The organism is Actinokineospora sp. PR83 (assembly GCF_021056305.1).
Classification (GTDB): Bacteria; Actinomycetota; Actinomycetes; order Mycobacteriales; family Pseudonocardiaceae; genus Actinokineospora; species Actinokineospora spheciospongiae.
The window spans coordinates 115,200-136,053 of record NZ_JAJCXD010000016.1; the positions used below are offsets into that span (position 1 = coordinate 115,200).

General features: G+C 72.8%; 9 protein-coding genes. All 9 read left to right on the plus strand.

The window, feature by feature from the left end; all coding sequences use genetic code 11:
* Positions 1 to 18: 18 nt before the first annotated feature.
* The 9 genes from L6E12_RS05580 (at position 19) to L6E12_RS05620 (ending at position 20,853) form a co-directional block, all read left to right on the plus strand.
* Entirely contained in the window at positions 19 to 4,566 is a 4,548-nt protein-coding gene (locus tag L6E12_RS05580; RefSeq protein WP_236226799.1) for a beta-ketoacyl synthase N-terminal-like domain-containing protein, read from the plus strand.
* Between the two features lie 70 nt (positions 4,567 to 4,636).
* Complete coding sequence (locus L6E12_RS05585; protein WP_236226800.1) at positions 4,637 to 5,806, plus strand: phosphoribosylaminoimidazolecarboxamide formyltransferase; 1,170 nt, start codon at positions 4,637 to 4,639, stop codon at positions 5,804 to 5,806.
* 46 nt (positions 5,807 to 5,852) lie between these two features.
* Positions 5,853 to 7,298: an AMP-binding protein gene (locus L6E12_RS05590; protein WP_236226801.1), complete on the plus strand. Its 1,446-nt coding sequence runs from the start codon at positions 5,853 to 5,855 to the stop codon at positions 7,296 to 7,298.
* A complete protein-coding gene (locus tag L6E12_RS05595; protein WP_236226802.1) occupies positions 7,280 to 8,074 on the plus strand; it encodes a class I SAM-dependent methyltransferase in 795 nt (264 codons plus the stop codon). The genes L6E12_RS05590 and L6E12_RS05595 overlap by 19 nt, the downstream gene beginning before the upstream one ends.
* Before the next feature lie 2 nt (positions 8,075 to 8,076).
* Complete coding sequence (locus tag L6E12_RS05600) at positions 8,077 to 8,340, plus strand: hypothetical protein (protein WP_236226803.1); 264 nt, start codon at positions 8,077 to 8,079, stop codon at positions 8,338 to 8,340.
* Between the two features lie 28 nt (positions 8,341 to 8,368).
* Complete coding sequence (locus L6E12_RS05605; RefSeq protein WP_236226804.1) at positions 8,369 to 11,104, plus strand: beta-ketoacyl synthase N-terminal-like domain-containing protein; 2,736 nt, start codon at positions 8,369 to 8,371, stop codon at positions 11,102 to 11,104.
* Positions 11,101 to 11,880, plus strand: coding sequence for an alpha/beta fold hydrolase (locus L6E12_RS05610; RefSeq protein WP_308074205.1), 780 nt, complete (start codon positions 11,101 to 11,103; stop codon positions 11,878 to 11,880). The genes L6E12_RS05605 and L6E12_RS05610 overlap by 4 nt, the downstream gene beginning before the upstream one ends.
* Before the next feature lie 127 nt (positions 11,881 to 12,007).
* The gene (locus L6E12_RS05615) at positions 12,008 to 19,258 is read left to right on the plus strand and encodes a type I polyketide synthase (protein ID WP_236226805.1); all 7,251 of its coding nucleotides are present in this window, start codon (positions 12,008 to 12,010) and stop codon (positions 19,256 to 19,258) included.
* Positions 19,255 to 20,853 carry an aldehyde dehydrogenase family protein gene (locus L6E12_RS05620; RefSeq protein WP_236226806.1) on the plus strand — a complete coding sequence of 533 codons (1,599 nt, stop codon included), beginning with the start codon at positions 19,255 to 19,257 and terminating at the stop codon, positions 20,851 to 20,853. Before L6E12_RS05615 ends, L6E12_RS05620 begins: the two co-directional genes overlap by 4 nt.
* Position 20,854: the final 1 nt, after the last annotated feature.

Below are 20,854 nucleotides of genomic sequence, written 5' to 3' on the forward strand. Positions count from 1 at the left end.
AGGAGGAAGGAACACGCGATGCCCGTTCACCTGCGACCGGACGACTACGAGGCTCTCCTCTCGCACTCGTTGGAGACCATCAAGAAGCTCACCGCACAGGCGGAGGACGCGCAGCGGACCAGGGAGCCGGTCGCGATCATCGGCATGGGTTGCCGCCTGCCCGGCGGCAGCACCACCCCGGAGGCGTTCTGGGAGTTCCTGCGCGCGGGGGGCGACGGTGCCGTCGAGGTGCCCGCCGACCGCTGGTCGATCGACGAGCTGTACGACCCGTCCGGCGATGTCCCCGGCACGGTCTACGTGCGGGAGGCCGGGTTCCTGACCGAGGACGTCGGTGCGTTCGACCCGCACTTCTTCGGCATCTCGCCGCGCGAGGCGATGGAGATGGATCCCCAGCAGCGGCTGGCGCTGGAGGTCTGCTGGGAGGCGCTGGAACGCGCGGGCATCGCACCCGACCGGATTCGGGGCAGCCGGACCGGCGTGTTCTTCGGGCAGATCGGCTCGGAGTACGCGAACCTGCCCAGGGAGCGCAAGCACGGCAACCCCTACACGCTGACCGGCACGATGTCGAACATCACCTCCGGTCGGATCTCGTACGTGCTCGGCCTGACCGGGCCGTCGATCTCGATCGACACAGCGTGCTCGTCGTCGCTGGTGGCGGTGCACCTGGCGTGCGAGAGCCTGCTGCGCGGCGAGTCGGAGACCGCCCTGGCGGGCGGCGTCAACCTGCTGCTGACCCCGGAGGGGTTCACCTCCCTGTGCGACATGGGCGCTCTGTCCCGGGACGGGCGCTGCAAGTCGTTCGACGAGGGCGGCGACGGTTACGGCCGGGGTGAGGGCTGCGGCGTCGTGCTGCTCAAGAGGCTGTCCGACGCGCAGCGCGACGGGGACCCGGTGCTGGCGGTGGTCCGGGGGACGGGTGTGAACCAGGACGGTGGCGGCAGCGGGTTGACCGTGCCCAACGGCTCCGCGCAGCGCGCGCTGATCCGCCGCACGTTGGAGGAGGCCGAGGTCGCGCCCGCCGACATCGGGTACTTCGAGGCGCACGGGACAGGCACCGCATTGGGCGACCCGATCGAGTTCCAGGCGCTCGTGGACGTCTTCGGCGGTGACCCCGATCGGGAAGCGCCGCTGCACCTGGGCTCGGTCAAGAGCAACATCGGGCACCTGGAGGCGGCCGCGGGCATCGCGGGCCTGATCAAGCTGGTGCTGTGCCTGCGGAACCGGGAGATTCCGCCGAGCCTGCACCTGGACAACGTCAACCCGAAGATCCGGCTGGCGGCCGTCCCGGCGGTCGTGCCGAAGGCGGTCGTGCCGTGGGAGTCGGCGGACCGGCCCAGGACCGCCGCGATCAGCTCGTTCGGGTTCAGCGGGACCAACGCGCACGCGATCGTCGCGGAAGCGCCGCCCGGCCCGGCCCCCCGCGGGCTGCCCGCCGGTGTACCGACCGCCGACCGGCCGGTACACGTGCTGGCGCTGTCCGCGCGGAGCACCGGTGCGCTGCGCGACCTCGCGGCGACCTACGAGAGGCTGCTGCTGTCCGCGGACGCGCCGCGACTCGGAGACGTCTGCCACACCGCGGGCGCGGGCCGCAGCCACTTCGCCCACAGGCTGGCGTTCGTCGCCGCGGACGCCGCGGGGATGGCCCGGCGGATCGCGGAGCACGCGCGGGACGCGTTCGGTGCGCCGGACGGGGGCGCGGTCGCAGCGCGCCGCAGCGCACCGAAGCTCGCGTTCGTCCTCGGCGGCGCGTCGGATCTGCGGCAGGCCCTGCTGCTGCGCGACACCCAGCCCGCGTTCCGGGATGCGGTGGACGAGTGCGAGACCGCGTTGATCGAGCTGACCGGCCGGGGCGTGGTCGACGGGTGGTCGACCGGCGCCGCGCCGACGGAGGTCGACCAGTTCTGCGTGCAACACGGCCTCCTCTCGATGTGGGCGAGTTGGGGTGTCCGGCCGCGTGCGGTGTTGGCCGCGGGCGCGGCTGAACTCGCCGCGGCCTGCTCGGCGGGCGTTCTCCACGTCAGGGCGGCTCTGGAACTGCTGACCGGCGTGGTGCCGATCCCCGACGGGAGCCACCTGACCGCCCCGAGGCTGCGGCTGGTGTCGGCGGCCACCGGCGGGCCGGTGAGCAGGGCCGAGGCGTTGTCGGCCGAGCACTGGGCCGGTGTGCGCACCGCCCGGCCGCTGCTCGACCAAGCGGTCGACGCGCTGCTCGGCCAGGGGTGTGACGCCTACCTGGCACTTGCGCCCGGTGACGCCGCCACCGCCGTCGCCGCGCGGGTGCGCGCCGCGACCGGGCACCTCCTGCCCCCGCCGTCCCCGGAAGACCTGTGGCACGGGCTCGCCACCGCGGTCGCGGAACTCTACGAGGCGGGCGTGGACGTCGACTGGGCCGGGTTCGACGCGGGTCCACCGCGGACCCGGGTCGTGTTGCCGACCTACCCCTTCCAACGCAAGCGGTACTGGACCGAGACAGCGGACCGGACCGCGCCCGCGCAGGTCGGTCCGGTTCCACCGCGGGCCGGGATCGACGCGGACCGAGGCGACCCGCTGGACGGCCGGGTTGTGCTGTCACCGGTCAGCACCAGGCAGATCGAGTTCGTGCTGCCGCTCGACGCCGTGCCGGACGTGCGCGCCACGCACGGCGTGCTGCACACCGGCTACTACCTGGAGATGCTCAGCCGCGCCGCACGGCAGGTCCTCGACTCCGCGGTCGAGGTCGAGGACCTGCTGTTCACCAGCGCGCTGGTCCTGCGCGAGGACCGGGAGAACCGGATCGTGCTCACCCTCGACCGACTGCCCCAGGGCGATGTCGCCTTCGCGTTCCACCTGCGCGCAGCGGACGGGGAGTGGACCGGCCACGCGAACGGCCGGGCTCGCCTGGTCCCGGCGGGCGCCGCGCGCAGCGGGGACCGCACCCGCCCGTTGGACGCACGGGGACGCGCCCTGGTGGAGCGGAGCACCGGTGTCGAGTTCTACCGGTACATGGCCGACACCAAGCGGATCGCGCTCGGCGAGGGCGTCCAGTGGGTCGCGGAGGTGCGGACCGGGCCGGGGGAAGCGCTGGGCAGGCTCACCCCACCCACCTCGGTGGGCGCCGGTGCGCCGTTCGGACTCGGCGTGCATCCGGGCGCACTCGACGCCTGCGCGCAGTTGTTCCACGCCGCGCTGCCCGGCACCGTCGAGACCGATGTCCGGTTCATGGTGACGCGGTGGCGGGACATCACCTGGTCGGGGGAGGGAATTGCGCCCGACGAGCTGTGGTGTCACGCCACCGTCACCGGGTACGACCGCCGCGCGGGAGAGTTGAAGGGCGGCTTCGAGCTGCTCGACGGCGACGGGCGGGTGCTCGTGAGCGTCGCCGACGGCGTCATGAAGGGCATCAGCGCCCGGACGGAGGAGGCGTTCCGGGAGCTGGCCATGGGCCCGTCCGAGCAGTCCGGGACCGTGGCCGCCTCCCAGGTCGTCCGATCGCTGTCCGAGGCGCCCGAGGAGCAGCGGCACGCGTTGCTCGAGGACTACCTGCGCGCCTGCTTCGCCGACTTGCTGAAGATCGATGTCGACGAGTTGGACGTCGGGGAGTCGCTGGCCGAGCTGGGTCTGGACTCACTGGTCGGCGTTACCGCGAAGAAGATCATCGAAGACGAGCTGAGGGTCTCCCTGGCCATCGAGACCCTGATCGAGGGTCCCAGCGTGCGCGAGCTGACCGAGGCGGTCCTCGGTCGGGTCGAGCTCGTGCCCGCCGAACCGCGGCGGTCCGCGACCGGCAGAGCGGACAACTCGCGCTGGTTCGGTCACCGCAAGCGCAATCCCGCGGCCGAGGTCAAGCTGTTCTGCCTGCCGTACGGGCGGGGGCGCGGCGCGTCGGTGTTCCGGGGCTGGCAGCAACTGCTGCCGGACGCGGTGGAGGTCTGCCCCATCCAGCTCCCCGGCAAGGAGACCCGGATCAAGGAGCGGTCCTTCGAGCACATCGACACGGCGATCGACGCGCTGACCGAAGCGGTGCTTCCCGAGCTGGACCGGCCCTACGCCTTCTACGGCCACAGCGCGGGTGGCCTGTTGGCCTACCGCTTGGCCCACCGGTTGTGGGAGGTCGCCGACCGCAAACCGCGCCACCTGTTCATCGGTGCCTACTCGGCGCCGCCGGTGCACCCCAACCCGATGATCGCGCTGACCCGGAACCTGTTCCGGGAGATCGGCCTGGACGACATCCCGTCGCCGGACGAGTTGGCGAGCGCTTCGCCCGAGCTGCGGGAGGCGATCCTGGGCGTCATCACCTCCGAGGCCGACCTGAGCGACGAGCTGGCCAGGGTGCTGCTGCCCTCGCGGCTGGCGGAGCTGAAGCTCGTGCAGAGCTACCGGCCCGACGGCAGCCGGTTCGACGTGCCGATCACCGCCTTCCACGGCCTGCGGGACGACCGGGTGGACGAGGCGCACATGAAGGCGTGGTCAGAGGTCACCGACGGCGAGTTCACCCTGCACCTGCTGTCGGGTGACCACCTGTTCCTGCGCGAGGATCAGGACCAGCGCCTGCTGCTGCACCACATCGCCCGAGGACTGGGGTGGTGAGGTCGCGGTGAGCGCCGACCGCAGGGCAAGACCGACCACTTTCCGAGCTTGAGAAATGAGCAGGGCAACGATGTCTTCACTGTCGCTGAAGTACGGCACCAACCCGCACCAGGACCCGGCGGAGGTCCTGGTCGAGGGAGGGGAATTCCCGTTCACCGTGGTCAACGGACGACCCGGTTACATCAACTTTCTCGACGCGCTGAACGCGTGGCAGCTCGTCCACGAGCTGCGCGCGGTGCTGGACCTGCCCGCCGCCGCTTCGTTCAAGCACGTCAGCCCCGCGGGCGCGGGCGTGGCGGTGCCGCTGGACGAGGCGTTGCGGCAGGCGTACCGGGTGGGTGACAAGGAGCTGTCCCCGCTCGCCCAGGCGTACGCCAGGGCACGCGGTGCCGACCGGCTCTCGTCGTTCGGCGACTTCATCGCGCTCAGCGACGTGGTCGACGCGCAGACCGCGGCCTTGATCGCGCCGGAGGTCTCCGACGGCGTGGTGGCGCCCGGCTTCAGCGACGAGGCGTTGGAGGTGCTGCGGCGGAAGAAGAAGGGCGGGTACATCCTGCTCGCGATGGACCCCGACCACGAGCCGCCGCTGGTGGAGAGCCGAACCGTGTTCGGTGTGACCATGCGGCAGCGGCGCAATGACCGGGTGATCGACCCCGGTATGCTCGAAGACCGGGTCACCCGGCGCACCGACCTGCCCGACGAGGCGCGACGCGACCTGCTCCTGGCGCTGGTCACCCTCAAGTACACCCAGTCGAACTCGGTGTGCTTCGCCCGGGACGGTCAGGTGATCGGCAACGGCGCAGGGCAGCAGTCCCGAGTGCACTGCACCCGGCTGGCGGGCGCCAAGGCGGACCGGTGGTACCTGCGGCAGCACCCGGCGGTGCTCGGCCTGCGCTTCCGCGGCGGCGTGCCGCGCGCCGAGCGGGACAACGTGGTCGACCAGTTCCTCGACGACGACACCACCGAGCGGGAGCGAGCGGGCTGGGACGGCGTGCTGGAGGTCGTCCCGGAGCGGCTGACAGCTGTCGAGCGCCGCGAGTGGCTGGACACCCTGACGGGCGTTTCGCTCGGCTCGGACGCGTACTTCCCGTTCGACGACAGCATCCACCGCGCTGCGGCGACCGGCGTCGAGTACGTCGTCCAGCCGGGCGGCTCCGTCCGGGACGACGCGGTGATCGAGGCGTGCGACCACTACGGGATGGTCATGGCCTTCTCCCGCACCCGGCTGTTCCACCACTGACCCGCGCGGCGCCCGGCCGAACGGACCACGACACGAGAGGGGAGCGGTGGACACCTTCCTGGACCTGCGGCGGTACGGCGACGCGCCTGCCGTCGTGGACGACGAGGGCGTCGTGTACTCCTACGAGCGGTTGCACCGGCTCGTGTCGTGGTTCGGCGGCCTGCTGCCGACCGGGCGGCGGAGCCTGGTGCTCGTGCGCACCGCCAACCGGATCGAGTCCGTGATCGGGTTCCTGGGCACGATCGCGGCCGGGCACGTCGTGCTGCCGGTCGACCACTCGGTCGACCGGCAGCAGGTGCGTCGGTTGGTGGACGCCTACCGCCCCGACCACGTCTGGTCCGAGGACACCGCACCGGACGGGGCGCCCGCCCTGGGCCCGTACGCGCTGGTACCGACCGGCCACCGGGCCGAGCCGGAGCCCCACCCGGCCCTGAGCGCGGTGCTGCTCACCTCGGGCAGCACCGGTTCGCCCAAGGGCGTCCGCCTGACCAAGGACAACTTCCTGGCGAACGCGGCCTCGATCGCCGGGTACCTGGAGCTGGAACAGGGCGAGCGCGCTGTCACCAGCCTGCCGATGAGCTACTCCTACGGCTTGTCGGTGATCACCAGCCACCTGCACGCGGGCGCCACCGTCCTGCTGACCGACCGGTCACTGGTCAGCCGCGGCTTCTGGGACTTCTTCCGGGAGCACGGCGCGACGTCGTTCGCCGGTGTGCCCTACACCTACGAGATGCTGGACGCGCTCAGGTTCACCAACCTGGAGCTGCCCAGCCTGCGTTCCTTCACCCAGGCGGGCGGGCGGCTCGCGCCGGATGCGGTGCGGCGCTACGCGGCCGAGGCGTGTCGTCGCTCAGCGCGGTTCTACGTGATGTACGGCCAGACCGAGGCCACGGCCCGCATCTCCTACTGGCGGGCAGACCTGCACCCGGACCGCGGCGAGGGCATCGGCACGGCGATCCCCGGCGGCGAGCTGTGGCTCACCGACGCGCGGGGTCGGCCGGTGACCACCCCCGGCGAGGTGGGCCACCTGCACTACGCGGGGCCCAACGTGATGCTCGGCCACGCCGCGGGCCGCGCCGACCTCGCGCGGGGCGACGAACTGCGCGGCGAGCTGGACACCGGTGACCTCGCCCGGGTCGACGAGGAGGGGCACTACGTGGTCGTCGGCCGGGCCGGGCGGTTCCTGAAGCTGTCCGGGGTGCGCGTCGACCTCGACGAGGTCGAGCGGCGGCTCGCCGAGCAGGGGTTCCGGTGCGCGGTGGCGGGGCGGGACGAGGAACTCGCGGTGGCGGTCGAGGACGGTGGTGCGCCCGGCCGCGGCGCGCTCGACACCGCGGTCAGGAAGTACCTGAGGCAGGCGTTCCACATCGACCCCGCGCAAGTGCGGCTGGTCGCGGTGGAGCGGATCAGCCGGGCGACCAACGGGAAGGTCGCGTACGGGCAAATCTTCGGTTCCGAGAGCGAGGGATGGGTGTGGACGCCAACGCCGTGATCGTCGAGCAGTTCGACCGGGGCGCCGCGTGGTTCGACACGTGGTCGGTCACCGGGGACGAGCGGATGCTCGAAGGGCTGGCCGAGTTCTGCGGGCTCACCGAGGACGACGACGTGTTGGACGTCGCGTGCGGCACCGGCGCGTTCGCGCTGCACGCGGCGGGCCGCGTGCGCTCGGTGACCGGGGTGGACATCTCGACCGGGATGATCGGGGTGGCCCGGGACAAGGCCGTCGCGCTCGGCCTGGGCAACGTCGAGTTCGTGCGGTCCGACGTGGCGCGGCTGGACCTGGGGGCGGACCGCTTCTCACCGGTGGTGTCCCGCTCCGCGTTCCACCACATGCCACTGGTGGCCGAGGTGTTCGCGGGCATGGTGCGCTGTGCCCGCCCCGGTGGCGTGGTGTGCGTGCAGGACGTCATGGCCTACGGCGACGAGAAGGTGGACGCCTTCTTCGAGCGCTTGGAAGCGGTGGTCGACCGCAGCCACCACCGCTCCCTCGGCAAACGGGAGTTCTTCGACCTGTACCGCGCCAACGGTGTGGCGCTGGAGGCGCTGTTCGAGTCGGAGTCGCTGTTGGACGTCGCCCACTACATCGAGCACGTCGAGCAGACGGAGGAGAACCGCGCCCAGGTCGATCGGCTGGTTCGCGAGGGGCTGGGCGACCCGGACATCGCCCCCTGGTTCGTCCAGGACGGCGACCGCCTGCGCTGGCGCAGGCGGGTGTGCACGATCAAGGGCCGCAAGGCCGAGGCGGACCAGAACCACCGGATTGGGTGACGATGACGGAACGCGTTGCGGATGCGGTCAGGACCGCGGTCCGCGAATTCTTCGAGCGGGAACTGCTGGTGACCTTCGACGACGAGGTCAAACCGGACACCGATCTGTTCAAAGCGGGGATCATCCGGTCCCGCGACTACCTGAGGATCCTCGTTTTCCTGCAGCGGGACCTCGGCGTGGTGATGACCGATGAGGAGTTGTTCGCCAACGTGTTGGTGTCGCTGGACGGCGTCGCCGAGTTCGTCGAGCGCAAGCAGGCCGCGTAGCGGTCCGGTCGGAACCAGGGAGGGCGTTGTGGACAGCGGATCGGTGGGCGGCGGCATCGCGGTCGTGGGAGTGGGGCTCCGGTTCCCCGAGGTGGAGTCGATGGACCAGCTCTGGAGCCTGCTCGCAGGCGAGCGGTGCGTCGTGGGTGAGTTGCCCGCCCGGCGGCGGGAGACCGATCCCGGCTACCGGGAAACCGGTGGTGAACCGATCCGTGGTGCCTTCGTGGGCGACGCCGACGCGTTCGACGCCGCCTTCTTCGGGATCACCCCGCGCGAGGCGGCGTTCGTGGACCCGCAGCAGCGGTTCGCGCTCGAACTGTCCTGGCACGCGGTGGAGGACGCGGGCTATCGGCCGGACGCGCTGCGCGGCACGCGCGCCGGGGTGTTCATGGGCGTGGCCAACTCCGACTACACCGAGCTGATCGAGGTCGCCGGTGGCGAACCGGACTCGTACGTGCCCACCGGCACTTCGGCGGCGTTGATCGCCAACCGGGTCTCCCACTGGTTCGACCTGACCGGGCCGAGCATGACCGTGGACACCGCGTGCGCCAGTTCGCTGGTGGCCCTGCACCAGGCGGTGCGCGCCATCGAGGCCGGTGACTGCGACATCGCGCTGGCGGGCGCGGTGAACCTGTGCTGGTCGGCGCGGCGGTTCGCGGCGCTGCGGCGCAACGGGATGTTGTCCGACACGGGTGTGTGCCGGGCGTTCGACGCCGACGCCGACGGGTACGTGCGCGCCGAAGGCGGTGCGGTCGTGCTGCTCAAGCCGCTGGCCAGGGCGGTTGCCGACGGAGATGCCGTGCACGCGGTCGTCATCGGCAGCGGCACCAACCACGGTGGCCGCACCGGGTCGCTGACCATCACCAACCCCCGGGCGCACGCCCGGTTGATCGCCGACGTGCACGAGCGGGCAGGCGTGCGGCCGGGCGAGGTCGGCTACATCGAGGCACACGGGCCGGGCACACCACTCGGGGATCCCATCGAGGTGCACGGTCTGAAGGCGGCCTTCGAGCACCTCGCCGAGAGCTGGGGGGAGCCTGCGCGGGCGGCCTCGTGCGGGTTGGGCTCGGTGAAGACCAATCTCGGGCACCTGGAGTCGGCGGCGGGCATGGCGGGCCTGCTGAAGGTGATCGCGGCGATGCGGCACCGCACGCTGCCCGCGACCCTGCATCTGGAGCGGCCCAACCCCATGGTCGACCTGCGTGGCGGGCCGTTCTACCTGGTGGGCGACACCCGCCCGTGGACGCCCTCGCACGGTGTGGACGGCGAGGAGCTGCCGCTGGTGGCGGGGGTCAGCTCCTTCGGGTTCGGCGGCAGCAACGCGCACGTGCTCGTGCGCGAACACGTGGCCGCGCGGGCCGCGGCCACAGAGGGGCCTGTGCTCGTGCCGCTGTCGGCCCGCAGCGAGGGGGCTCTGCGCGCGTGCGCGGCGCGGTTGCTGGAGCACGTGCGGAACGCGGCGGAGGTCGACCTGGTGGCGATCGCCCGGACCCTCCAGGAGGGCAGGGCGGAGATGGCGCACCGGGCCGTGCTGCTCGTGGCGAACGGCGCCGAGCTGGTCGACAGGCTGACCCGACTGGCTCGGGGCGACGAGGCCGTCGAGGGAACCTGGCGCGGTCTGGTCGCGGACTCGGACCCGCGGGTGGAACTGCTCGTGGACGACGAGGACGCGGCGGTGATGGTGCGCAACTGGTCGGTGAAGGGGAAGCTCGCCAAAGTCGCGGAACTGTGGGTGATGGGGTGGGTGGTCGCCTGGTCGGAGCTGTACCCGGATGGCCCGCCGCGTCGGGTGCACCTGCCCACCTACCCGTTCGAACGCGAGCGGCACTGGCTGCCCGAGACCGGCACGGCGGTGATCGGGACCGCGGATCGGGGGGGCGCGGGATCGGGGGTCGCTGAGGCGGAGGTCGTGGCGGCAACCGTGGACCCGAGTGGACCGGGGCTTGGGTCCACCGCCGCCAAACCCACCGGTGTCCGCCTGCTGCCGCTCGACGCCGTCGTGCCCACCGGGGTGCGGGCGGGAACCGTGGGCGATCCCGTCGGCCCGGTGGCGGACGCGGCCCCTCCCGCGACCGGAGCGCCCGCGACCTCCCGGGATGTCCCCGACCACGCGGCTCTGGAGCAATTGCTGGTGAGCACTCTCGCCGATGCCCTCTACCTGCCCGCGGACACCCTGGACGCCGGAACGCCGTTCGTGGACATGGGCCTGGACTCGATCATTGTGGTCGAGTGGGTGGGTGCGGTGAACGCGCGTTTCAGCGGTGCTGGGCTGGTCGCGGCGGACGTGTACGACTTCCCGACCGCGCGTGGACTCGCTGTCGAACTCCTGCGTCGGTCGGGGGGGACGGCACCCGCACCCGCCGCCGACTCCCCGCCCGCGCGACCGGTGGAGCGGTTCGCGCCGGAGAGCGGGCCCACCACCTCAGCGGGGCTGGGATCCGTGCTGGAGGAGGAACTCGCCACCAGCCTGGCGGAAGTGCTGTACCTGCCGCGCGCGGACATCGTGGTGGACCGCAAGTTCGTCGACATCGGCCTGGACTCGATCATCGCGGTCGAGTGGGCGCGGTTGATCAACAGCAGGCACCGGACCCGGTTGACCGCCACGGCCGTGTACGAGCACCCCACCGTGCGTGAACTGGCGGCCCACTTGGCGGATCAGGTGGGCGAGGTGGATGTCGACGAGGTGCTGCGCCAGGTCCAGGCCGGGACCATCGACGTCGACCGGGCTGAGCAGATGCTTGAGCTGGCCGGGCGGCTGTCGTGAGCCCACCCGGAGTGGGCCCGTGGCTGCGGCGGTTCCACCGGGCGCCGGGGGCGGGGACGAGGTTGGTGTGCCTGCCGCACGCCGGTGGCTCGGCCACCGCCTACTTCGCGCTGTCCGCCGCGTTGTCGCCCCGGGTGGAGGTGCTGGCCGCGCAGTACCCCGGCAGGCCGGGGCACCCCGACACGGGTGATGCCGAGTCGATCGACGAGCTGGCCGACCGGATCACCACGGCCACCCTCGCCCACGCCGACAGCCCGATCGCCCTGTTCGGCCACAGCATGGGTGCGACCCTGGCGTTCGAGGTGGCGCGGCGACTGGAGGCGCAGGGGGTGCCGCCGGTGGCGCTGTTCGCCTCGGGGCGGCGGGCGCCATCGGTGCACCGGCCCGGCTCGGTCCACCTCTACAACGACGAGGAACTGCTGGCCGAGCTCAAGGAGGTGGGTGGCCCGGACACCGGGCCGCCGGTCGACGAGGAAGTCCTGCGCGCGTTCCTCCCGGCGATCCGCCGCGACTACCGCGCGATCGAGACGTACACGTACCGCCCGGGTCCCGGACTCCGGTGCCCGATCGTGGCACTGACCGGGGACCGCGATCCGCGGGTCGGCGTCGATGACATGCGGTCGTGGCGATCGCACACCACCGCCGCCTTCGACCTGGCCGTGTTCCCCGGCGGCCACTTCTACTTGGTCGAGCAGGTGGAGGCGGTGGCCCGCGCCATCCGTGGCGGACCCGCCCAGCAGTTGCGTGGGGTGGTGGCAACCGGGGACGTGGGGTGAGCAGCGCTGTCTGCCTCACCTGCTTCCGCGCAGTCCACCGGGAGCGTCACCTGATCGGTTGGTCATCCGGGTGAGCCGCTGTGGCGGCATGGCTGGGGGCGTCGGGGTCCGGAACTATCGGCGTGTGGTGGACAAGATCGCGGTCGTGGGTGTGTCGTGTCGTTTTCCCGGTGGGGTTGATGGGCTGGAGGGGTTGTGGTCGCTGCTGTCCGAGGGGCGGGAGGCAGTGGGGGCGCCACCTTCGGGGCGGTTCGACATCGGGCGGTACTGGGACTCGAACCAGGTTCGGCCGGGCAAGACCTACACGTTCGCGGGGGGCTACCTGGATGACATCGCCGGGTTCGACGCGGACTTCTTCGGGATCAGTCCGCGTGAGGCCGTGTGCATCGACCCGCAGCAGCGGTTGGTGCTCGAACTGGCGGTCGAGGCGCTCGACGACGCCGGGATCGACCCGCGGGCGCTGTCGGGTACGGATGCCGCTGTCTTCGTCGGGGTGTCCGCCCTGGACTACGGCGCGCAGCAGATGGTGTTGCGGACCTCGATCGGGCCGTACACGAACTCCGGTTCCGCGCTGTCCAACACCGCGAACCGGTTGTCCTACCACCTGGACGTGCACGGGCCGAGCCTCAAGGTGGACACCGCCTGCGCCTCGTCCCTGAACGCGGTCCACCTGGCCTGTGAGCACCTGCGCCACGGCGGCGGGCGGGTGGCGTTCGCGGCGGGGGTGAACCTGCTGCTCAACCCCATGACCTACGTCGGGTTCGCCAAGGCCGGGTTCCTCTCGCCCACGGGGCACTGCCGCCCGTTCTCCGCCGACGCGGACGGGTACGTGCGCGCCGAGGGTGGGGGCGTGCTCGTGCTCAAGCGGTTGGCGGATGCGGTCGCGGACGGGGATCGCGTGCACGCGGTGGTGGCCGGATCGGGGACGAACAGCGACGGGCGCACCAGTGGGTTGGTGCTGCCCAGCGGCGACGCGCAGGAGGCGTTGCTGCGCCAGGTCTACGACGGTTTCGGGTTGGACCCCGATGACCTCGCGTACCTGGAGGCGCACGGGACCGGCACCCCGGTCGGCGACCCGGTGGAGTGCCGGGCGATCGGGCAGGCGCTCGGGGTCCGCCGCTCCGGTGGGCCGCTGCCGATCGGGTCCGTCAAGGGCAACCTCGGGCACCTCGAACCGGCGTCGGGCATGGCGGGGCTGTGCAAGGCGATCCTGGTGCTGCGGCACGACCTCGTCCCGGCGACCCCCTACGCCGAACCGCGCAGTACCGGGATCGACTTCGACGGCCTCGCCCTGACCCCGGTGGCGCAGCCGAGGCCCGCGACCGGCAGGCTGGTGGGGGTCAACTCGTTCGGGTTCGGTGGTGCGAACGTGCACGTGGTCTTGGAGAAGCCGCCCGCGCCCCCGCGGCCCACGCCGGGCACCGGTTCCGTGGTGCCGGTCGTCGTCTCCGCGCACACCGAGGCGGCTCTGGCCGAGGCGTTGTCCCGCATGGACGAGCGGCTGGCGGACTGCCCCGACTTCACCGACGTCGCCTACACCTCCCACCAGCGGCGCGGTCACCACGCCCACCGCCGGGTGGTGCTCGCCGCCACCGCGGAGGAGGCGCGGCAGCGGCTGGCCCAGCAGGTCGGGCCGCAGCGGGCCACCGAGCGGGGGCGGGTGGCCTTCGCCTTCTCCGGGCACGGCGCCCAGTGGCCGGGCATGGCCGTCGACCTGCTGGACGCCGATCCGGGGTTCGCGCGGGTCATCGCCGAGGTCGACGCCGCCCTGGTTCCCCGCGTCGGCTGGGCGGTGGCCGACGAACTGCGCTCGGCCGAGCCGAGGTTGCACGACACCGCTGTGATCCAGCCGCTGCTGTTCGCCGTGCAGGTGGGCATCGTGGCGGTGTTGGCCGAGGCCGGTCTGCACCCGGAGGCCGTGTACGGGCACAGCGTCGGTGAGGTCGCCGCCGCGTTCGCCGCCGGGGTCTACGACCTGGACCAGGCCGTGGAGTTGGTGGTGGCGCGCAGCGCGGCCCAGGCGGGCACTGCGGGCTCGGGCGGCATGGCGGCCGTCAACCTCGCGCCGGGGGAAGCGGAGGGCGTTCTCGCGCGCTACGGCGGGCGGGTCGAGGTCGCCGGGATCAACAGCGCCGGTGACATCACGGTCGCCGGGCCCAAACCGGACCTGCTCGACCTCGCGGACCGGTTGGCCGAGGACGAGGTCTTCTGCCGCGTGCTGGACCTCGACTACCCGTTCCACAGTTCGGCCATGGACCCGCTGCGCGCGTCGCTGTCGACGGCGTTGGCGGAGCTCGCGCCCAAACCGGCCACGGTCGAGTTCGTCTCCACCGTCACCGGTGAGCCGCTGGCAGGCGAGGAACTCGACGCCGAGTACTGGTGGCGCAACGTCCGCGAGCCGGTGCTGTTCGCCGCCGCCACCGACCACCTCGTGGCGGCGGGCTTCGACACGGTCATCGAGATCGGGCCGAAGCCGGTGCTCCAGACCTACCTCAAGCGGGCCGCGAAGGACGGCGTGCTCGCCGTGCTGCCCACCCTGACCAGGTCCGAACCCGGGTCGGCCGCCCTGCGGGCGACGGTGGAGTCCGCGCTCGCCGCCGGTGTGCGCATCGACGGGTACTTCCCGCAGCCGGGGGCGGTCGTGCCGTTGCCCGCGTACCCGTGGCAGCGCGAGCGGTTCTGGATGGGCAGCCAGTACACCTGGAGCGACACCGGGGCATCGCCGGACCACGTGCTGCTCGGTGACCGGGCCCCGGTCTCCGACCCCACCTGGCAGTCCACGGTGGACCCGGCGAGGCTGCCGTGGCTCGCCGGGCACCGCGCGGACGGGATGCCGATCATGCCCGCGGCCGGGTACCTGGAAATGGGCTGGGCGGCCGGGCGGCTGGTCTTCGACGGGCCAGCGGAGGTGTGCGAACTGCACATCACCAAGCCGATGATCGCCCCCGACGACGAATCCGCGCTGCCGCGCACACAGGTCTCCTTGTCCGAAGAGGACGGTGTCTTCCGGGTGGCGACCCGCTCGGTCGAGGGGCAGCCGTGGCTCACCCACGCGCGGGGCCGGGTGCGCCGCAGGGTGGCCGCGCCCCCGCCGCCGCTGGACCTCGCGGCCCTGCGCGCCCGGTTCGCCGAGCGCGGCGGGCACGTCGACCGCGACACGCTGTACGCGGACGGCGAGCGCCTCGGGCTGGGCTACGGCGCGGACTTCCTCGTCCTGTCGGGGCTGTGGGTGGACGGCGCGGAGGTCCTGGGGGACTACGACTGCACCCACCTGGACGTCACCGGGTTCCACGCGCACCCGGCGTGGACCGACGTGGCCTTGCAGGTCGGGATCGAACTCGGTCGGATCCGCCACGGCCACGTCGCCGACGAGGACTCCTACATGCCGGTGGCCATCGGCGCCGCGCGCCTGTGGGGTACGCCGACCGGGACGGGTGCGGTGCACTTCCGCTGCCGCACGGTCTCCGAGAGCTGGGCGTCGGCGGACATCGTGCTCACCGACCCGGCCGGGGCGGTGCTGCTGGAGCTGGTCGACTGCCGGTTCCTCCGCGTCAAGCTGCCCAGCCGCCGCCCGGTCCTGCGCCAGCACACCGAACTCCGCGCCGCACCGCGCGGGCTTCCGGCCGCCTCAGAGGTGGTGTGGGAGCCGCCTGCGGTCGACGCGCCCCCGGCCACCGGCCACGCGGAGTTCCGGCGACGACGGCTCGCGACCACGGCCGCCTACGCGGTGCGCGCCTTCGGCACCCTGCTCGACGGCGCGGAGGTGTTCTTCACCGAGGACCTGCCGGCAGCCGGGGTGCGGCCGGAGTTCTCCCGCCTGCTCGACCTGCTCACCGGGCTGGCTGCCGACCACGGGCACCTGGACTGGCTCGGTGAGTTCCAGGGCCGGACCCGCTGGCGGTTCCGCGCCGCGGACGTCGACCCCGGGTTCGCCGAGCTGGTCGCCGACTTCCCCGAGCACACCCCGGAACTGACCCTGGTCGGCCGCTGCGGGATGCACCTGGTCGAGCTGCTGCGCGGTGACCGGGACGCGCTCGACATCCTCTCGCCCGCGCACGGCAGCGACACGCTCGCCCACTACCACGACCTGTCTCCGGGGCTGCTCGCGGGCAACCAGGCAGCCGCCGAGGTGCTGCGGTCCCTGGTGGAGGAGTGGCCCGCCGACCGCCCGCTGCGGGTCCTGGAGGTCGGCGGCGGCACCGGCGCCCTGACCGCGGCGCTGCTGCCCGTCCTCCCACCGGACCGCACCCGTTACGTGTTCACCGACGTCTCGCCGGTCTTCCTCGCCCCGGCCGAGGCGCGGTTCGCCCGCTACGACTTCGTGGAGTACCGGACCCTCGACCTCGACGCACCCGAGGTCGAGCCCGGTGCTTTCGACGTCGTGGTCGCCGGGCACGCCCTGCGCGAGGCCGAGGACCTGCGTTCGGCGCTGCGCGCGGTGTCGGAGGTGCTGGCAGACCACGGTCGGCTGGTGTTCACCGAGGTGCACGACCCGCTGCTGCTCGCGCTGCCGTTCGGCCTGGTGCCGGGGTTCTGGTCGATGTCCGACTTCGACCTGCGCCCCGCCTCGCCGGTGCTGCCCGCGCGGCAGTGGCGGGAACTGGTGCGGGAGAACGGCTTCCTCGATGTGCACACCGTCGTGGAAGACGACCTGTGCTCGGTGACGACGGCGAGCCTGGCACCACGCGACGCGGCGCTGCCGAAGGCCCCGACCACCGAAGCCACCCCTCACGTCGTGGTCGTCACCGAGGACGGCGCGAAGGCGGACCTGGCCACCGCGCTCGCCTCAAGCCTGGCAGGACTGGGCGCCGGTGCCGTGGCGACGACGACCGAGGCGGACCCGGGCACCTGGCTCACCTCACCTCGGACCGACGTCGTGTTCGTGCTCGACGGGTCCGACCCGGATCCGGCGGCTGCCGTCGACACCGCCACCAGGCGGTTCGAGTTCGTGCGCGGGCTGGTGCTCGCCGCGGCCGAGCTGCCCGCGGGCGCGGTGACCCGGCTGTGGCTGGTCAGCGGTTCCCCGGGGGTGAACCCCGCGCCGGAACGGGCGGACGACCCGGCCGCCGCCGCCCTCTGGGGTGCCACCCGCGCGGTCGCCGCCGAGGACAGCCTGGTGCAGGTCCGGCGCGTCTCGGTCGGGCGGGGCGTGTCGGTCGACCGCGTCGCCCGCGAACTGCTCGACCCCACCGACGAGGACGAGGTGGTGCTCACCGCGGCCGGTCGGTTCGTGCCCCGCCTGCGCGACCTGCCACCGCCCCCGGCCGAGGACGGCTCCACGCCCTACCGGCTCGTCGCCCGCGACGCGGGACCGTCCTACGAGCTGGCGTGGGTGGCGATGGACATGCCGGAACCCGCCGCGGACGAGGTGCTCATCGAGGTGCGCGCGGCGGGCATCAACTACCGCGACGCGCTGCTCGCGGTCGGGATGCTGCCCGGCTGGGTGGTCGAGGCGGGCATGACCGGCATGCGGCTGGGCGGCGAGTGCGCGGGTGTGGTCACCGCGGTCGGCTCGGGAGTGACCCGGGTCCGCCCGGGTGACGAGGTGTTCGGGTCCGCCCCGGGTGCGTTCGCCTCGCACGTGCTGACCCACGAAACCCTGGTCACCCGGGTGCCGTCCACGATCGGCATGGCCGCCGCCGCGACGATGCCGGTGGCGCTGCTGAGCGCGAGCCACGGCCTGCTGCACCTGGCCGAGCTCGCCGCGGGCGAGACGGTGCTCGTGCACGGCGCGGCCGGGGGAGTGGGCCTGGCCGCGCTCCAGTGCGCCCGGCACGCGGGGGCGACGGTGATCGCCACCGCCGGGACCGAGGAGAAGCGGGACTTCCTGCGGCTGCTCGGCGTCGAGCACGTCTTCGACTCGCGCAGCCTCAGCTTCGTCACCGACGTGCTCGCCGCCACCGGCGGGCAGGGCGTCGACGTCGTGCTCAACTCCCTGGGCGGGGAATTCATCGGCCGCAGCATGGAGCTGCTGCGGATCGGCGGGCGGTTCGTCGAGCTGGGCAAGCGCGACCTCTACAGCGACCGCAACGTCTCCCTGTTCCCGCTGCGCAACAACATCAGCTACTTCGCGGTCGACGTCGACCAGCTCAGCGGCCTGCGCCGCCGGGACATGGCCGAGTGGCACGACAAGGACGCCGAGCACCTCGAAGCGGGGGCGGTGCGCCCGATCCCGTACCGGGCGTTCCCGGCGGCCAGGGCGGCGGAGGCGTTCCGATCGTTGCAGCACTCCCGGCACATCGGCAAGCTGGTCCTCACCTTCGACCAGCGGCCCCCGGTCGAGCAGGTCGCGCCGGAAAGCGGGTTCACGCCCGACCCGGCGGGCACCTACCTCATCACCGGTGGCGCGGGCGGGCTCGGCGCGGAGGTGGCGCGCTGGCTGGCCGAACGCGGCGCCCGGCACCTGGCGCTGGTCAACCGGCGGGGCGTGGCCGCGCCGGAAGCCCACGACCTCGTCGCCGAGCTGACCGCGCTGGGTGCGCGGGTGTCCGTGCACGCCGCCGACGCCACGGACGAGGCCGCGATGCGCGCTGTCGTCGAGTCCACCGACGCGCCGCTGCGCGGGGTCGTGCACGCGGCGATGGTGCTCGACGACGTGATGACCGCGGACCTGACCGCCGACCGGTTCCGCGCCGTGCTCGCGCCGAAGGTGGCCGGGGCGATGGTCCTCGACCGCGTCACCGAGGGCCACGAACTCGACCTGTTCCTGGTGTTCTCCTCGGCAGCGGCCGTGGTGGGCAACGCCGGTCAGGCGGCCTACTGCGCGGGGAACCTGTTCCTGGAGGCCCTGGCCAGGGCCCGGCGGCAGCGGGGGCTGGCCGGGCAGGCGATCGCCTGGGGTGCCCTCGGGGAGGTCGGCTACGTGGCCCGCAACGCGGCCACCGCCCGGACCGTCACCCGCGCGGGTCTGGGCCTGCTGTCGCTGCGCCACGTGCGCCGGGCGCTGGACGACCTGGTGGGCGGGCCGGAGGTCGCGGTGGTGTGGCGGCACGACGGGGAGTTCCTGGGCAGGCTGTACCCGCACCTGAGCACGCCGCGCCTGGGGCAGCTCAGCGCGGGCGGGCACGCGGCGACCGCCGAGGACGACGACCTGCGCGACCGGGTCCGGGAGGCGTCGGTGGAGGAGGCGGCCGAGTTGGTCGCCGACAGCATCGTGAAGACGCTCGCCGAGGTCCTGGGCGTCGCACCCGAGCGCATCGACCGCAACCGCCCGCTCGACCAGTTGGGCGTGGACTCGCTGATGGCCGCGGAGCTGGTCACGAAGATGCGGCGCCGGTTCGGCAGCGAGATCTCGATCATGCGCTTCGCCGCCAGCAGCGGGATCGACGACCTGTCCCGCTCGCTCGTCACCCACTTCAAAGCCGAGGACGACAAGTGACCAAGACTGCGGTCCGGCACTTCCCGCTCTACATCGGCGGCGAACGGGTCGACACCGACGAACGCGCGTACGGCATGAGCGTCCGCACCGTCCTGGACCCGGGCGGGACCGACGCGGCGACGCTGTTCCGGCTGCTGCGAGAGGGCACCGAGGAGGAGTTGCACGCCCACCCGCACATCCTCTGCTCCGTGGCGCTGTCCACCCCCGAACAGGGGCGGGCCGCGCTGCGGGCGGCGGCCGACGCCGCGCCGCGGGTGCGCGCGGTGCCCCTGGCCGACTGGATCACCTGCGTCGGCGACCTGTTCGCGGCCTTCCAGGAGCACCGCGAGGAGCTGTCCCGGATCCTGCGCATGGAGGGGTGCCCGCGCGTGCTGGCCGAGGCGCAGATGAACGTGGTGCTCGACCTGGTCCGGCCGGAGAGCCTGGAACTGGCGCGGTCCCTGCTGCGGCAGGAGATCACCACGCCCCACCACCGGATCGTGCTCCAGCGCAGGCCCGACGGGGTGGTCTGCATCGACCCGCCCGCCAACGCGCCGCTGTTCGGGTTGATCGCCTCGCTCGTGCTGCTGGCGGGCAACAGCGTGGTGATCCGCGTTCCCCGTAGCTGTGCCAGTTCGCTGAGCTACGCCCTGCACACCATCGTCATCCCCGTGCTCGAAGCGCACGGGGCACCCGCCGGGACGCTCAACGTGGTCTGCGCCGACTACGAGGTCACCATGCGGCAGTGGCTGGACAGCCCGCTGGTCGACACCGTCTACTACTTCGGCTCCAGCGAGAACGGGCTGGACCTGGAACGCCGGTGCGTCGAGCGGGGCAAGCGGGCCATCCTGGAACTGTCCGGCAAGGACGGGGTGCTCGTGTGGTCCGACGCCGACCTCCCGCACGCCACCGCCGCGCTGCTGGAGGCGTTCTACGCGTCGGGCCAGACTTGCTTCAGCCCCAAGTACGCCATCGTCCACCCTGCCGTCGCCGAGCGACTGCTGGCGCGGCTGCGCGAGGCGGCGTCCGCCCTCCGGCCGGGCGACCCGGAGGACTCCGACACGGTGCTCAGCCCCGTCCTGCGCGCCACCGCCTTCCGGCGCACCCTCGACGAAGCGCTGCGCGCGGGCGCCACGAAGGTCTGCGGCGGCACGCAGGTCGATCTGCGCGGCGAACCCGACCCCCACGGCGTGTTCCTCGAACCGACGGTCCTGCGCGTCGACGGGTTCGGGCTGGCCGAGACCATCGCCGCCGTGCGCGAGGAGTCCTTCTTCCCACTGCTGACGGTCGTCGTTCCCGAGGACGGCCCGGACCTGCTCGACCGCTGCGTGGCCTTCCTCAACGGCAACCGGTTCGGCCTGCGGAACTCCCTGTGGGCGGAGGACCCGCAGGTCATCGAGCGGTTCACCGGCGCGGTCACCAACGGGGGCGTGCTCAAGGTCAACGACTCGCACATGGCGCACGCCCCGCACCTGCCCGGCCTCGGCGGCACGGGCCGCAGCGGCGGCACCCACGGCGAGGCCGCCTACCCCTTCCTGCGGGCCAGCCGCCTCCAGGCCGTGGCCATCGCCACGACCAGGAGGCACCCGGGGGAGGCGGTCCTCGGCGCGGGCTGAC